The organism is Stenotrophomonas cyclobalanopsidis (genome assembly GCF_008710035.1).
Taxonomy (GTDB): Bacteria; Pseudomonadota; Gammaproteobacteria; order Xanthomonadales; family Xanthomonadaceae; genus Stenotrophomonas; species Stenotrophomonas cyclobalanopsidis.
In genome coordinates, this window is record NZ_VYKI01000004.1 from 35,799 (window position 1) to 51,256 (window position 15,458).

The 15,458-nt window shown below is 68.7% G+C and carries 14 protein-coding genes and 1 pseudogene; 9 read left to right on the top strand and 6 right to left on the bottom strand.

The genetic code is table 11. From position 1 onward, the window contains the following. Nucleotides 1–73: 73 nt before the first annotated feature. Nucleotides 74–847 (top strand): annotated as a pseudogene (xth, locus tag FJU31_RS04620) (exodeoxyribonuclease III); the annotation flags it as partial. A 203-nt stretch (nucleotides 848–1,050) separates the two neighbouring features. Here the strand turns inward: xth and FJU31_RS04625 are convergent. Continuing rightward, nucleotides 1,051–1,302: a GlsB/YeaQ/YmgE family stress response membrane protein gene (locus tag FJU31_RS04625; protein ID WP_044571088.1), complete on the bottom strand. Its 252-nt coding sequence runs from the start codon at nucleotides 1,300–1,302 to the stop codon at nucleotides 1,051–1,053. A gap of 90 nt (nucleotides 1,303–1,392) precedes the next feature. Here FJU31_RS04625 and FJU31_RS04630 point away from each other — a divergent pair, with 90 nt between their 5' ends. The 8 genes from FJU31_RS04630 to FJU31_RS04665 all read left to right on the top strand — a co-directional run bounded on the left by FJU31_RS04630 (nucleotide 1,393) and on the right by FJU31_RS04665 (nucleotide 8,723). Further along, nucleotides 1,393–1,992: a 4'-phosphopantetheinyl transferase family protein gene (locus FJU31_RS04630; protein WP_150453689.1), complete on the top strand. Its 600-nt coding sequence runs from the start codon at nucleotides 1,393–1,395 to the stop codon at nucleotides 1,990–1,992. 52 nt (nucleotides 1,993–2,044) lie between these two features. Beyond that, nucleotides 2,045–2,683 (top strand): 16S rRNA (guanine(527)-N(7))-methyltransferase RsmG, encoded by a 639-nt coding sequence (gene rsmG / locus FJU31_RS04635; protein ID WP_150453690.1) that lies wholly within the window; start codon nucleotides 2,045–2,047, stop codon nucleotides 2,681–2,683. Between the two features lie 111 nt (nucleotides 2,684–2,794). Next, entirely contained in the window at nucleotides 2,795–3,592 is a 798-nt protein-coding gene (locus FJU31_RS04640; RefSeq protein WP_150453691.1) for a ParA family protein, read from the top strand. After that, nucleotides 3,592–4,512, top strand: a complete 921-nt coding sequence (locus tag FJU31_RS04645; protein WP_150453692.1) for a ParB/RepB/Spo0J family partition protein — start codon at nucleotides 3,592–3,594, stop codon at nucleotides 4,510–4,512. The genes FJU31_RS04640 and FJU31_RS04645 overlap by 1 nt, the downstream gene beginning before the upstream one ends. Before the next feature lie 82 nt (nucleotides 4,513–4,594). Beyond that, nucleotides 4,595–5,560, top strand: coding sequence for an NAD-dependent epimerase/dehydratase family protein (locus tag FJU31_RS04650; protein ID WP_150453693.1), 966 nt, complete (start codon nucleotides 4,595–4,597; stop codon nucleotides 5,558–5,560). Nucleotides 5,561–5,650: 90 nt separating this feature from the next. Next, the gene (locus tag FJU31_RS04655; RefSeq protein ID WP_150453694.1) at nucleotides 5,651–6,373 is read left to right on the top strand and encodes a glycosyltransferase family 2 protein; all 723 of its coding nucleotides are present in this window, start codon (nucleotides 5,651–5,653) and stop codon (nucleotides 6,371–6,373) included. Then, nucleotides 6,373–6,714 (top strand): lipid-A-disaccharide synthase N-terminal domain-containing protein, encoded by a 342-nt coding sequence (locus FJU31_RS04660; protein ID WP_108747899.1) that lies wholly within the window; start codon nucleotides 6,373–6,375, stop codon nucleotides 6,712–6,714. Before FJU31_RS04655 ends, FJU31_RS04660 begins: the two co-directional genes overlap by 1 nt. A 239-nt stretch (nucleotides 6,715–6,953) precedes the next feature. After that, entirely contained in the window at nucleotides 6,954–8,723 is a 1,770-nt protein-coding gene (locus FJU31_RS04665; protein WP_150453695.1) for a DUF885 domain-containing protein, read from the top strand. 99 nt (nucleotides 8,724–8,822) lie between these two features. Here the strand turns inward: FJU31_RS04665 and FJU31_RS04670 are convergent, their stop codons facing one another. From FJU31_RS04670 to FJU31_RS04690, 5 genes are all read right to left on the bottom strand, one after another. Further along, complete coding sequence (locus FJU31_RS04670) at nucleotides 8,823–12,020, bottom strand: efflux RND transporter permease subunit (RefSeq protein WP_150453696.1); 3,198 nt, start codon at nucleotides 12,018–12,020, stop codon at nucleotides 8,823–8,825. Nucleotides 12,021–12,030: 10 nt separating this feature from the next. Beyond that, a complete protein-coding gene (locus FJU31_RS04675) occupies nucleotides 12,031–13,203 on the bottom strand; it encodes an efflux RND transporter periplasmic adaptor subunit (RefSeq protein WP_150453697.1) in 1,173 nt (390 codons plus the stop codon). Beyond that, complete coding sequence (locus FJU31_RS04680) at nucleotides 13,200–14,453, bottom strand: TolC family protein (protein ID WP_150453698.1); 1,254 nt, start codon at nucleotides 14,451–14,453, stop codon at nucleotides 13,200–13,202. Before FJU31_RS04680 ends, FJU31_RS04675 begins: the two co-directional genes overlap by 4 nt. 56 nt (nucleotides 14,454–14,509) lie before the next feature. Continuing rightward, nucleotides 14,510–14,848: a hypothetical protein gene (locus tag FJU31_RS04685; protein WP_150453699.1), complete on the bottom strand. Its 339-nt coding sequence runs from the start codon at nucleotides 14,846–14,848 to the stop codon at nucleotides 14,510–14,512. Between the two features lie 144 nt (nucleotides 14,849–14,992). Continuing rightward, nucleotides 14,993–15,382 (bottom strand): RidA family protein, encoded by a 390-nt coding sequence (locus FJU31_RS04690; protein ID WP_150453700.1) that lies wholly within the window; start codon nucleotides 15,380–15,382, stop codon nucleotides 14,993–14,995. Nucleotides 15,383–15,458 lie beyond the last annotated feature (76 nt).

Below are 15,458 nucleotides of genomic sequence, written 5' to 3' on the forward strand. Positions count from 1 at the left end.
GCCGGGGTACAGGCAGCCGAGCGTGGGCTCGGATCTACAAGGCAACCCAGGCCTACCCGGGTAGAATGCCCCCATGAAAATCGCCTCATGGAACGTCAACTCGCTCAATGTCCGCCTGCCGCACCTGGAGCAGTGGCTCAAGGATTTCGGCCCGGACATCGTCGGTATCCAGGAAACCAAGCTGGAGGACCACAAGTTCCCCGATTCGACGCTGATCGCCGCTGGCTACCGCAGCGTGTTCGCCGGCCAGAAGACCTACAACGGCGTGGCGCTGCTGTCGCGTGAGCCGGCACAGGACGTGCAGATCGGCATTCCCGGCTTCGAGGACGAGCAGAAGCGCGTCATCGCCGGTACCTTCGGCGACCTGCGGGTAATCAATCTGTATGTGGTCAACGGTCAGGACGTCGGCACCGACAAATACGAGTACAAGCTGCGCTGGCTGGAAGCGGTGCATGCCTGGATCGCGCAGGAGCTGCAGCGCCATCCGAAGCTGATCGTGATGGGCGACTTCAACATCGCCCCGGACGCACGCGATGTGCACGACCCGGAGGTGTGGAACGAGAACCACATCCTCACCTCCACCGCCGAGCGCGGCGCGCTGCAGAAGCTGCTGCAGCTGGGCCTGCACGATGGCTTCCGCCTGCACAATGACGAGACGGGCACCTTCAGCTGGTGGGATTACCGTGCCGCAGGCTTCCGGCGCAACCTGGGCCTGCGCATCGACCTGACTCTGGTGTCAGATGCGCTGAAGGCCAGCGCGGTGGCCTCGGGAATCGACCGCGAGCCACGGACCTGGGAACGCCCCAGCGACCATGCGCCGGCGTGGGTGCAAGTAGAGTCGAGGGGGGGGGGGGGGGGGGGGGGGGGCGGGGGGGGGCCAGTCGAAAAACCGGGGGTGGGGGGGGGGGGGTTCCGGTTTGGCGTCGTTGGCTCGAGTGTCCCCGGGGGCTCGCGCCCACGCTCGACTCTACCGCGGTAGCGCCGGGCCATGCCCGGCAGGCGCAGCGGCCGCAGGAAAACGCCGGGCATGGCCCGGCGCTACCTTTCAGATCACCGGATGCTCTTGCGGGTGAACAGGTTGACGATGGCCAGCAGGATCACCGCGCCGATCAGCGAGAACAGGAACGTGCGCAGGGTGATGGCATCGTTGATGCCGCCGCCGAACAGGAAGCCGGCGATCAGCGCGCCGACGATGCCCACCACGATGTTGAGGATGATGCCCTGCTGGGCGTCGCGACGCATGATGATGCTGGCCAGCCAGCCCACGATGCCGCCAACGATCAGCCAGATGATGATGCCCATGAACGTGACCTCTGTAAGGGGAAGGGACGGGGACCAGTTGACCCGCAGTGCCGTGAAACCGTCGTGCAATCCCGTGACGGGTGCGTGCGGATGAGCCTGCCAGCCACCCTCGACGGCCCCTGGCGCTTCGGCCCGGTGACGGTCTGGCGCTGCCCGCACGTGCCCGGCCAGCGCGGTGAGCCGCAGGCCCGGCAGGTGCTGGCGCAGGCGCTGGGCGGCGAACCCGATGCCCTGCCGCTGGTGCGCGACGACAAGGGCCGGCCGGAGCTGGCCGGCACGCTGGCCCACTATGGCACCGGCTGGAGCCACAGCGGCGAGATGCTGCTGGTGGCGCTGGGCGAGGGCGTTCGGCTGGGCGTGGATCTGGAACTGCTGCGCCCGCGCCCGCGGCTCCTGGAAATCATCCAGCGCTTCTTCCACCCCGACGAAGTGGCGTGGCTGCAAGGGCTGGCCGCCGACGAGCGCGAACACTGGTTCTTCCGCGTGTGGTGCGCCAAGGAGGCGCTGCTGAAGGCGCACGGCCAGGGCATCTCGTTCGGCCTGCACCGACTGCAGCTGGCGCCCGGCGCCGATGGTGCCCTGCATCTGCGCTGGTGCGACGCCGGACTGGGCCAGGCCGAGCGCTGGCACCTGCACGAATGGCAGGCCAGCGGCCAGTTCCGCGCGGCATTGGCGTGGCATGCCGATTGAGGCCGCGCACCGAAGCGGCGAACCGGCGGCCAAAACCGGCGATAATGACGGCATGAGCGAACACGATCTTCCCGCCGGCGTGGTCTCCACGCTGGAACAGGGCCTGGCCAGCATGGGCCTGGCGGGCGCATTGGCGCCGCCGCTGCTGCGCTACCTGGCGTTGCTGCACCGCTGGAACGGCACCTACAACCTCACCGCTATCCGCGATCCGCAGGAAATGGTCACCCGCCACCTGCTCGATTCGCTGGCGATGCAGCCGTTCGTGGCCGATGGCAGCCTGGCCGATCTCGGTACCGGCCCCGGGCTGCCGGGCATCCCGCTGGCCATCGCCTGCCCGGGCCTGCAGGTCACCCTGGTGGAGAGCAACGGCAAGAAGGCGCGCTTCATGCGCGAAGCCGTGCGCCAGCTGGGCCTGACCAATGCACGCGTGGCCGAATCGCGCGCCGAGGCGCTGGACGAGGCCGGCCGCTACGACCAGCTGACCGCACGCGCGATGGACACCCTTGCCGGCATCGTCCGCGTCGGTGGTCACCTGCTGCGCCCCGGTGGCGTGCTGCTGGCCATGAAAGGCGTCTACCCGCATGACGAGATCGCGGCCCTGCCGGCAGGCTGGCAGGTGCGCGAGGTGACCCCGCTGAGCGTGCCCGGCCTGGCCGGCGAACGCCATCTGGTCACTGTGACAGGCCCCTGAACCCGCCGCCAGCCCTTTGCGGAACAACGGGTTGGCGATCCATGATTTCCGCACGGGGCCGGTTGTACGCATAATGACCGGTCCCAGCACACGTCGACGAGGCACACCCGCATGGCCCGCATCATCGCCATCGCCAACCAGAAGGGTGGCGTCGGCAAGACCACGACCGCCGTCAACCTGGCCGCTTCCCTGGCCAACGCACCCAAGCGCGTGCTGTTGGTCGACCTGGATTCACAGGGCAACGCGACCATGGGCAGTGGCGTGGACAAGCGCGAGCTGGTCTCCTCCACCTACGATCTGCTGCTGGGCGAAGCCAAGGCCGCCGACGTGCGCCTGGCCACCGCCGAGGGCTACGACCTGCTGCCGGGCAACATCGACCTGACCGCGGCCGAGATCCAGCTGATGGCGCAGGAAGAGCGCGAGCAGCGCCTGAAGCGCGCGCTGGCGCCGATCCGCGACGAGTACGACTACATCCTGATCGACTGCCCGCCGGCGCTGTCGCTGCTGACGCTCAACGCGCTGGCCGCCGCCGATTCGGTGCTGGTGCCCATGCAGTGCGAGTACTACGCGCTGGAAGGCCTGAGCGCGCTGGTGGAAACCATTGAAGCGCTGCGCACCAACCTCAACCCGGTGCTGGAGATCGAAGGCGTGCTGCGCACCATGTTCGACGTGCGCAACAACCTGGCCAACGCGGTGTCGGCCGAACTGACCGAGCACTTCGGTGACCGCGTGTTCCGTACCATCGTGCCGCGCAACGTGCGCCTGGCCGAGGCCCCCAGCCACGGCCAGAGCATCGTCGGCTACGACCGCGCCTCGCGCGGTGGCGTGGCCTACCTGGGCCTGGCCGGCGAGATCATCCGCCGCAACAACGAACGCAACAAGGCCGCCAAGGCCGTGGAGACCGCCTGATGACCAGCAAGCCTGCAGCCAAGAAGCGAGGCCTCGGCCGCGGACTGGACGCCCTGCTGGGCCCTAAGGGCGCGGCGAGCCAGGTGCAGGCCACCACTGCGGTCATCGAGCCCCTGCCGGGTGAAGTGCTGCGCAAGCTGGCCGTGGGCCAGCTGCAGCCGGGCAAGTACCAGCCGCGCCGCGAGATGGACGAAGGCAAGCTCTCCGAGCTGGCCGATTCGATCAAGTCGCAGGGCGTGATCCAGCCGATCCTGGTGCGTCAGCTGCCGGCGGGCAACTACGAAATCGTCGCCGGTGAGCGCCGTTGGCGTGCATCGCAGCTGGCCGGGCTGGACGAAGTGCCGGTGGTGGTGCGCGAGCTGGAAGACCGCACCGTCATTGCGATGGCGCTGATCGAGAACATCCAGCGCGAAGACCTCAACCCGCTGGAAGAAGCCGAAGCGCTGCAGCGCCTCATCAGCGAATTCACCCTGACCCATGCCGAGGCTGCGGAAGCCGTCGGCCGCTCGCGCGCGGCGGTGTCCAACCTGCTGCGCCTGCTGGAGCTGCCGGTGGCCATCCGCCTGCTGCTGGAAACCCGCCGCCTGGAAATGGGCCACGCCCGCGCGCTGCTGACCCTCGCCCCGGAGCTGGCTGGCAAGCTGGCGCAGGAAGCGGCCGATGAAGGCTGGTCGGTGCGCGAAGTCGAGCGCCGTGCGCAGGCCTTCGCCGCCGGCAAGGTGCCGAGCAACCGCCCGGTGGCCACGCCGAAAGTGCAGCAGGCCGACATCGTCTCGCTGGAAACCGAGCTGTCCGAATCGCTGGGCACCAAGGTGGCCATCAACCATGGCCGCGGCGGCAAGGGCAAGCTGATCATCCATTACACCGATCTGGACACGCTGGACGGCGTGCTGGAGAAGCTGCGCACCCGCCAGGGTTGAGCGGCCGGGCACAGGTCGGTCGGCGTATCCCCGTGACGTCGGCCGCTGCGATGATCGCGGGGTGCCTTGAACGAGACCCGCCATGACCATCCTGCTCACCGGCGCTGCCGGCTTCATCGGTGCCTACACCGCCCGCGCGCTGCTGGAGGCCGGCCAGGCCGTGGTCGGCCTGGACAACTTCAACGACTACTACGACCCGCAGATCAAGCGCGACCGCGTGGCCGCGCTGTGCCCGGGCCTGGACCTGCGCACCCTGGACCTGACCGACCCGCAGGGCCTGGCTGCGCTGTTCGATGAGGTGCAGCCGACGGCAGTGATCCACCTGGCCGCGCAGGCCGGCGTGCGCTATTCGCTGGAAAACCCGCACGCTTACGTCGACAGCAACCTGGTCGGCTTCGTCAACATCCTCGAGCTGTGCCGCCACCGTGGCGTGCAGCACCTGGTGTATGCGTCCAGCAGCTCGGTGTATGGCGATTCGGCCACGCCGCCGTTCTCCGAGGACCAGCGCGTGGACCAGCCGCGCTCACTGTATGCGGCCACCAAGGCGGCCAACGAGCTGATGGCCTACACCTATGCGCAGCTGTACGGCCTGCATGCCACCGGCCTGCGCTTCTTCACCGTGTATGGCCCGTGGGGTCGGCCGGACATGGCGCCGCTGCTGTTCTCGCGCGCGGTGCTGGCCGGCCGCCCCATCGATGTGTTCAACGAAGGCCGCATGCAGCGCGATTTCACACATGTTTCCGACATCGTATCGGGCATCCTCGGCGCCCTCGCGCACCCCAGTACTGAAACGGTGCCGCACCGGGTGTTCAACCTTGGCAACCATACGCCGGTCGAGCTGGAGCGCTTCATCAGCGTGATCGAGCAGGCTGCCGGCCGCCCCGCGCAGAAGGTCTACAGGCCGATGCAGCCGGGCGACATGGTGCGCACGATGGCCGACACCCGACGCGCCCTTGACGCTTTTGGCTTCGATGCGGTGACCCCGATCGAACAGGGCCTGCCGCCGGTGGTGGCGTGGTGCCGCGACTATTTTGGCGATCGCGCCTGAGGGCAGGCCCTCATGCAGCCGGATTCATCTTCGGATAACCTCGGCTTCGGAGAATGCGCGGTCTTTGTATCCCTGCTGGCCGAGTGACCCATGAGCCAACCCGAGCTTTCCGTTGTCGTCCCGGTGTTCAACGAGCGCGACAATGTCGCGCCCCTGGTGGGAGAGATCGTCGCTGCGCTGCGCGGTCGGCTTCCGTTCGAGATCGTCTATGTGGACGACAACTCGCGCGACGACAGCCTGGCCGTGCTGCAGGGCCTGAAGGCCAGCACGCCCGAGCTGCGCGTGCTGCACCATGTCAGCCAGAGCGGGCAGAGCACCGCCGTCCGCACCGGCGTGCGCAACGCCAGTGCGCCGTGGATCGCTACGCTCGACGGTGACGGCCAGAACGATCCGGCCGATATTCCGAAGCTGCTGGCGGCGCGGCAGTCGGCCGATGCGCAGGTGAAGCTGTTCGCCGGCTGGCGCGTCAACCGCCAGGACAGTGGCAGCAAGCGCTGGGCCAGCAAGTGGGCCAACGCGATCCGCGCGCGCATGCTGCGCGACGATACCCCCGACACCGGCTGCGGCATCAAGCTGTTCGAGCGCGAGGCCTTCCTCGACCTGCCGTACTTCGACCACATGCACCGCTACCTGCCGGCGCTGATGCAGCGCGCCGGCTGGAAGACGACCAGCGTGCCGGTCAACCACCGCCACCGCACCGCCGGCGTGTCCAAGTACAACAACCTGGGCCGCGCCCTGGTCGGCATCCGCGACCTGCGCGGCGTGGCCTGGCTGATCACCCGCAGCAAGCGCACTGCGGTGGAGGAGCGTTGATGGAGCTGCACTGGCTCGACCAGCCGCTGACCTGGTTGTACTGGACCGGCCTGCACGTGACCGGCTGGAAGCTGATCGGCTACACCGGCGCGCTGATGTTCGGCGGCCGCTGGCTGGTGCAGTTCGTGGCGTCCAAGCGCGCCGGCAAGCCGGTCATCCCGCGCCTGTTCTGGTACATGAGCGTGGTTGGCAGCCTGATGACCCTGAGCTACTTCCTGTTCTCGGCCAAGCAGGACTCGGTGGGAGTGCTGCAGAACCTGTTCCCGGCGTTCACCGCCCTGTACAGCCTGCACCTGGACATCCAGCACCGCGGCTGGAAGCGGGACAAGGCGGGCCACTGAGGGCTTGGGGGGGCTGGATCAACATCCGGTAGCGCCGGGCCATGCCCGGCGGATATCTCTTTTCCGCGCTGCGCGCTCGCGGGGCATGGCCCCGCGCTACCACGCGCGTTCGGCGCTGGGGTCCCTGCCGAAGAGCAGCCGACCAACGGTCGGCTCTACCGCAGGCAGGACCTTCGTCCCATGCCTCGGGCCCTGTACGGTGCGATCATCGGGATCTGCCTTCCCGGGAACCTGTGCTCGTGAAAACCCGCCTCGCCGTAGCTCTGTTGATTGCCCTGTCCGCCCCCGCGGTCGCCCTGGCTGCCCCGCCGGCCGCCGCTCCGGCCAGCATGGCCGCCGAATCGGCCGCCGATGCTGCCTTCCGTGCGCTGTACGAGAAGGAGTGGAAGTGGCGCCAGGATGGCGGTGGCGAAGCCAGCGAGGACGAGGACGCGCCGGCCAACGCCACCCGCATGCCGGATGTCGGCCCGGCCGCGCAGCAGGCCCGCCTGAAGGTCTGGGACGAAACCCTGGCCGACCTGAAGAAGATCGACCTCAAGGCCTTGTCGGCCGACAACCAGGTCAACTACGCGATCTACCGCGACCAGGTCTTCAACCTGGCCGAAGCCACGCGCCTGCACACCTACGAGATGCCATTCAATTCGGACTCCTCGTTCTGGTCCAACCTGTCCTTCATGGCCCGGCGCGAGATGAAGACCGCGCAGGACTACCGCAACTACATCGCCCGCCTGAACGACGTGCCGCGCTACTTCGGCCAGCAGACCGACAACATGCGCGCCGGCCTCAAGCGCGGTTTCAGCGTGCCGCGCGCGGTGCTGGACGGCCGCGAGGTCTCCATCGCCACCGTCGCCGAGCTGAAGGATCCGACGACCTCGCCGCTGTACGCGCCGTTCAAGAAGCTGCCCGCCAGCATCCCGGCCGCCGAACAGGCTGCCCTGCGCGAACAGGCCGCTGCCGCCATCAGCGGCAAGGTGGTGCCGGCGTTCCAGCAGCTGCGCACGTTCTTCGTCAGCGAATACGTGCCGCAGGCGCGCACCACCCTGGCCGCCGAGGCCATGCCCGGTGGCAAGGCCTTCTACAAGCAGCAGATCCACGAATACACCACGCTGGACCTGTCGCCCGACGAGATCCACCGCATCGGCCTGGGTGAAGTGGCGCGCATCCAGAAGGAGATGAACGACATCATCCAGCAGGTGCAGTTCAAGGGCAGCTTCGCCGAATTCCTGACCTTCCTGCGCACCGATCCGCAGTTCTACGCCAAGACCCCGGAAGAGCTGCTGTCGCGCGCGGCGTGGATCTCCAAGCGCGCCGATGGCCAGCTCGCCCGGTTCATGACGCTGCCGCGTGCGCGTTTCACCATCGTGCCGGTGCCGCCGGATATCGCCCCGTTCTGGACCGCCGGTCGCGGTGGCATGGGCACCTACTGGGTCAACACCTACGACCTGCCGTCGCGCCCGCTGTACAACCTGCCGGCGCTGACCCTGCATGAGTCCGACCCGGGCCATGCGCTGCAGGGCGCGATCGCCTCCGAGCAGAAGGACCTGCCCGAATTCCGCCGCAACGCCTACATCTCCGCCTATGGCGAAGGCTGGGCGCTGTACTGCGAGAAGCTGGGCGTGGAAATGGGCATCTACGAAACCCCGTACGAGGATTTCGGCCGCCTGACCTACGAAATGTGGCGCGCCGCGCGCCTGGTCATCGACACCGGCGTGCACAGCAAGGGCTGGACCCGCGAGCAGGCCCTGGCCTACCTGCGCGACCACACCGCGCTGAGCGAGCATGAAGTGACCACCGAGGTGGATCGTTACATCTCCTGGCCGGGCCAGGCGCTGAGTTACAAGCTGGGCGAGATCGCCATCGTGCGCCTGCGCGCACAGGCCGAAAAGGAACTGGGCGACAAGTTCGACATCAAGGGCTTCCACGACGTGATCCTGAAGCAGGGTTCGGTGCCGCTGCCGGTGCTGGAACAACAGATCCAGGCGTACATCGCCGAGCGCAAGAAGGCCTGACCCGACGCGTTGCCGGGCATGGCCCGGCGCTACCGCGGTGCATTCCGGTAGCGCCGGGCCATGCCCGGCGAGCGCGAAGCGCGGCTGACCCACTGCTCCTCAGCGCTTCACCAGCCGCCCGGCAAACGTCGGCAGCACCAGCAACGTCAGCACCGTGGCGGTGATCAACCCACCGATCACCACCGTCGCCAGCGGCTTCTGCACTTCGGCACCTGCACCGCTGGCGATGGCCATCGGAACGAAGCCGACGATGGCCACCAGGGCCGTGGTCAGCACCGCGCGGATGCGGCTGGCGGCACCATTGATGGCCGCCTGCATCGGCAGGTCGCCACCTTCCAGGCGCTCGCGGATCGCCTGCATCAGCACCAGGCCGTTCAACGTGGCCACGCCGGAGACGGCGATGAAGCCCACCGCCGCCGACACCGAGAACGGCATGCCACGCAGCAGCAGGGCGAGGATGCCGCCGACCAGCGCCAGCGGCACGCAGCTGAACACCAGCAGCGCTTCCCTGCCACTGCGCAGGGCCATGAACAGCAGGCCGCCGATCAGCAGGAACACCACCGGCACCACCGTGGCCAGCCGCTTCTCCGCGCGCTGCAGGTTCTCGAACTGGCCGCCCCAGCGCAGGTAGGCACCGGCCGGCAACGCCACGTCGGCCACCGCCGCCTGGGCTTCGCTGACGAAGCCACCGAGATCGCGGCCGCGCACGTTGGCCTGCACCACGACGCGGCGGCTGCCGTCGCTGCGGCTGATCTGGTTCGGCCCTTCGCTGACGCTGATGCGTGCCAGCGAGGACAGCGGCACCACCTGGCCTGCCGGCGTGGCGATCGGCAGCGAGGCCAGCTGGTCCGGGTCGTTGCGTGCGGCATCGTCCAGGCGCACCACCACATCGAAGCGACGGTCGCCTTCGAAGATCCGCCCGGCCGCGGTACCACCGATGCCGGTGGACAACGCATCACTCACGTCCGCCGCGGTCAGCCCATGCTGCGCGGCCGCCACATGATCGATCTTGACGTTGAGCGTGGGCAGGCCGGAAATCTGCTCCACCCGCACGTCGGCGGCGCCGTCCACCGCGCGCAGTTTCAACGCTACCTGCTCGGCCACCTTCTGCAGGGCGGCGAAATCATCGCCGTACACCATCACTGCCAGGTCCGTGCGCACGCCGGAAATCAGCTCGTTGAAGCGCAGCTCGATCGGCTGGCTGAACTCGAAACTGTTGCCCAGCTGCTGCCCGGCCAGCTGCTCGAAACGCTGCACCAGCGCTTCCTTGTCCAGCGACGGATCGGGCCACTGCGCGCGCGGCTTCAGCACGATCACGCTGTCGGAGATGTTGGTCGGCATCGGGTCGATGGCCGCCTCGGCGGTGCCGGTGCGCGAGAACACCGTCTCCACTTCCGGCTGTTCGCCCAGCGCTTTCTCCAGCGCCAGCTGCATCGCCAGCGACTGCTCCAGTGAAGTGGACGGCACGCGCAGGGCCTGCATCGCCACGTTGCCTTCGTCCAGGGTGGGCATGAACTCGCGGCCCAGCAGCGAGAACGAGCCGATGCCCACGACCACCATCATCACCGCACCGGCCAGCACCGTGCGCGGATGCGCGACCGCACGACGGACCACAGGTTCGATACGCGCACGCAGCACGCGGATCAGTTTCGTCTCGTGCTCGCCGTCGCCAGCATGTGCGTCGCCGTCCTTCACCGTGGGCTCGCGTAACAGCAGTGCGGCCATTGCCGGCACGAAGGTGAAGGAAAAGATGAAGGCGCCGACCAGGGCCAGCATGAAGGTGGCCGCCATCGGGTGGAACGTCTTGCCCTCCACGCCTTCCAGGGTGAGGATCGGTGCGAACACCAGCAGGATGATCAGCTGGCCGAAGGCCGCCGGTCGCGCCATCTTCCGCGCCGAATCGGCGGCTACGCGCAGGCGTTCCATCGCGGTCAGCGCACGGCCCAGCTCGGCGCGGCGCTGGCCCAGCATCAGCAGCGTAGATTCGATCACGATCACCGCGCCATCCACCAGGATGCCGAAATCCAGCGCACCCAGGCTCATCAGGTTGCCGCTGATGCCGAAGCGGCTCATGCCGGTCACCGCGAACAGGAACGACAGCGGGATCACCAGCGCGGTGATCGCCGCTGCGCGCAGGTTGCCCAACAGCAGGAACAGCACCACCACCACCAGCAGCGCGCCTTCGCTGAGGTTCTTCGCCACGGTCTGGATGGTGGCGTTGACCAGCTCGCTGCGGTCCAGCACCGGCACCGCCACGATGGACGGTGGCAGCGAGGCATTCACCTGCTGCAGGCGTTCCGCGGCGGCCTGGGCCACCGTGCGGCTGTTGCCGCCGGCAATCATCAGCGCAGTGCCGAGCACGGCTTCATGGCCGTTGCGGCTGGCCGCACCCAGGCGTGGCGCGCGGCTCAAGGCCACCTCGGCGACATCGGCTACCCGCACCACCACGCCATTGCGCGTGGCCACCGGAGCCTGCGCCAGATCGCCGGTGGTCAGCGCCAGGCCATCGGCACGCACCACCAGGCCCTCACCGGCACGCTGCACGAAGCCGGCGCCGGCCTGCACGTTGGATCGCTGCAGGGCGGTGACCAGGTCGGCCAGGCCGAGCCCATGCGCGGCCAGCCGCGCGCTGTCCGGATGCACGCCGTATTGCTTGACGTAGCCGCCGACCGTATCGACGCCGGCGAGCCCCGGGCTGGAGCGCATCTGCGGCGCGATGATCCAGTCCTGCACGGTGCGCAGGTAGGTGGCACGTTCTTCCGGCGTGCGCAGCAGGGTGCCTTCCGGCGTGCGGTAGACCTCGCCGGCCTGCCAGCCGGCCGCACCGGGTCTGGCCAGCTGGGCCGGATCGAACGCGGTGAAGTCCACCGTCCACATCAGCACCTCGCCCAGGCCGGTGGTGACCGGCGACAGCAGCGGCGACGTACCGTCGGGCAGATCGTCGTCGGCCTCGCGCATGCGCTCGGCCACCTGCTGGCGGGCGAAGTAGATGTCGGTCGCATCGGTGAAGATGGCGGTGACCTGCGAGAAGCCGTTGCGTGACAGCGAGCGGGTGGTGGCCAGGCCGGGAATGCCGGCCAGCGCGGTTTCGAGCGGGTAGGTCACCTGCCGTTCGATCTGTTCCGGCGTCAGTGCCGGTGCCACCGTGTTGATCTGCACCTGGCGGTTGGTGATGTCCGGCACCGCGTCGATCGGCAGCTTGCCCAGCTGCAGCAGGCCGACCGCCGCGAGCAGCGCGGCAACCACCACCACCAGCCAGCGGTGGCGGACCGCGGCTTCAATGATCAGCTTGAACATGGTCGCCTCCTCAGTGGCCGTGCTCGGCTTCGCCCTTGGCCAGTTCGGCCTTGAGCAGGAAAGCGTTGGCGCCGACGATGCGTTCGTTGCCGGTCAGGCCACCGAGGATCTCGATGCGGTCACCGGCACGGCGGCCGGCCAGCACCGGCTGCGCCTTGAAACCGCCGTCGACGGCGACGAACACCGCGCTGCGGCCATCGACGTTCTGCACCGCATCGGCCGGCACGCTGAGCGTGTCGCCCTGGGCCTCGGTGACCACCACGGCCGATACCGGCGAGCCGGCCGGCGGCAGCGCGGCGTTCACCGGCATGGCACGGATGACCGCCACGCCGCCCTGCTGGCGCACATCCGCGGCCGAGCCGGTGACGGTGGCGCTGAAGCTGCCGCCCGGCACGCTCACTTCCAGCGTCATGCCCGGCGTGACCTGCGCAGCCAGCGCCGGTGGTGCGGTGAACACCAGCTCGTTCATCGCCGGATCGGCGACCTCGGCCACCACGCTTCCGGCAGCGACCACGCCACCCGGCGTGACCTGCACATTGCCGACGATGCCGGCCACCGGGCTGGTGATGCGCACGCGACCGCTGGCATCGGGCGCGCCATTGGCGGCGGCCTGTGCCTGTGCGGCGTCCGCCTGCGCCTGCGCGGCCATGGCCCGTGCATGCGAGGTTTCCAGATCCTGGCGTGCGACCACGCCCTGTTCCACCAGCGCCTTGTCACGATCGTGGGCCAGGCGTGCAGCCTTGGCTTCGGCGGCGGCGGCCAGCGCGTTGGCGCGGAACACCGCGGCCTCACCGCTGAGCACGATGGCCAGCGTCTGGTTCTGCTCTACCGCCGTGCCCGGTGCCACCAGCACGCGTTCAACGCGGCCGGTCACGCTGGACGCCACCGAGGCACGCGCGCCGATCGAGGGTTCGACACGGCCGGACAGGCGCGTGGAGCCGCCACCGCCTCGACCGACGGCGACCACCTCGATAGCGGACGCCTTGATCTGTTCCGGCGTCAGCGCGACCACGCCTTCATCGGCCTCGGGCGCGGCGTCGGGCGCGGTTTCAGTGCTGCCCGGTGCATGGCCGTGGCCATCGTCGGCAGCGGCAGTTGGCGTCTGTGCAGTGCCAGTGCAGCCGGGCAGCAGCGCACCCAACAGCGCAGCACTCAACAGCGAGAACGTACGGGTAACCATCAGCGAACCTCCACAAACGGGGCGCGCCCTTCCAGGCGGGCAAGATCGAGTTCTGCCGCCACGCGCGACAGACGTGCATCCACTGCGCTGCCGCGGGCGGCGATGAGCGCGCTGCGCGTGCTGCGCAGTTCCAGCTGCGAGATGCGTCCGGCATCGAAGCCGATGCGGGCCAGCCGGTAGGCCTCCTCGGCGGCGGCCACGCTTTCATCGGCGGCGCGTGTGCGGCTGCTGGCGGCCTTCAGCCCGGCCACGGCCGAGAGGCGTTCGGCCTCGCTGTCGCGGCGCTGCTGGTCCAGGCGCGCCTCGGCCGCGCGCTGTTCGGCACTGGCCGCGCGGATGCCGCCGCGGTTGCGGTCGAACAGTGGGATGGAGAGGCTCACCCCCAGCGTGTAGGCCTGTTCGCGATCCTCGCGGAAGCGCGTCTGTGCGGCGGTCACGCTGAGGTCGGGCAGGGCGCGCTTGCGCTCCACGTCGACAAGGCGCGTGCTCGCCTGTGCTTCGGCTTCGGCAATGCGCACCGCCAGCGCGGCATCCCCGGCGCCGCGTGGCAGCGGCGGTGTGCGATCCAGCAGGCTGTTGTCGATCGACTGCACGGGCGTATCCAGCAGGGCCGCACTGGTCAGGCGCGCCAAAGCCGCATCGCGGAAGGCCTGCGCTTCATCCAGCGCCGCCGTGGCATTGGCCACTTCGCTGCGCGCCTGCACCACGCGCAGTTGTGGTTCGCGGCCCTGCTGGACCAGGGCGTCGACCGCCGCGGCATCGTCGCGGGTCAGGGCCAGCGCTTCCTTGGCCAGGGCGTAACGACGCAGCGCGCTCTCGGCCTGCGCGTAGGCCGCCGCCAGCTGGCTGGCCACATCACTGCGGTTCTGTGTGCCACGCAGGCTGGCCGCCTGGGTCTGGGCGCGGGCAGCACGTACACGTGCACCACGCTGGCCCCAGAGTTCCAGTGGCTGGGACAGGGTGAGCACGCTGTCGGCGCGGCCCATGCCGCCATAGCTGCCGGTACCCCAGGCGTTTTCTGTGGTGTAGGACAGGGATGGGTTGGGCAGGGCGCGTGCCTGCTCGGCGCGTGCCTCGGCAGCGTCGGCCAGGGCCGCGCCGACGCGGGCGCCGGGCAGCTGGTCCAGGCGTTCAAGCAGGGTGTCGTAGGAAGGGGCGGCTTGCGCCATCGCCTGCAGTGCCGGGGCAAGGCCCAGCAACACGGCAATGACCCGCCCGGCCGCACGCAGCGACCGAGGTGTCGAGTTCGACATGAAGGATGTCCGGTGGTGAGTGAAACGGAAGCCCGCGATCGCGGGATGCGCTCAACTCACGCCCGGGGAGGACGCTTCAGTTCATCCTGCGCGACGACATAGGTCGCGCTGTCACCGGCCGCCATCCAGCGTGCCGGCAGCGGCGTGCCGAAGGTGGCATCGGTGCCGGCCGGCAGGCTCAGGTTGGAATGGTGGCAGTGGTTATGGCTGCAGGCGCCGGTATGCGTGCCGTCACTGTCGCCGTCTGCATCGTCAGGCACCGCTTCGACATGGGCCGCGACCGTGTCATGCGGTTCGACTGCACAGGCCAGTACATCGGCCACCGGCACGACCACGAATGCCGCCATCAGCAGCATCAGCAGGGTCGAACGGAGGTGGCGGGCGATCCAGCGCATGGAGGGCAGGCTAGCAAGCAGTTTCCGGTGGATACAATATCAATGGCCGGGTCGGGGATCTGTCGGGACGCCCTGTAGAGCCGAGCCCATGCTCGGCTGGTTTCCTGTCATGAGCCGAGCATGGGCTCGGCTCTACAGCAGACGTCAGGGCAGCTTCGCGATCACCTTGATCTCGAACTGGAACCCATACAGCCAGGTCACGCCGATGCCGGTCAGGGTCGGGTGCGGTGCGTCGCCCCAGTATTCCGGCACGATCGCCCAGGCCTTCTCGAAGTTCGTTTCCGGGTCGACCATGAACACGGTTACGTCGATCACGTCATCAAAGCTGCAGCCAGCGGCGGCCAGCACCGCGTTGAGGTTGTCGAAGGCGCGGCGCACCTGCGTTTCGAAGTCCGGTTCGGGCGAGCCGTCCTCGCGGCTGCCGACCTGGCCGGAGACGAACAGGAAGCCGTTGGAACGGATGGCGGGCGAGTAGCGGTTGCGCTCGTACAGGGCCTGGCGGCCGGAGGGGAAAACGACATCACGAGGGGTCATCGGCGAGGCTCCAGGGGAAGGTCTCCATGCTGCTCACTGACTCTGTCTGGATAAACAGCGATGATCGGCCTAGATT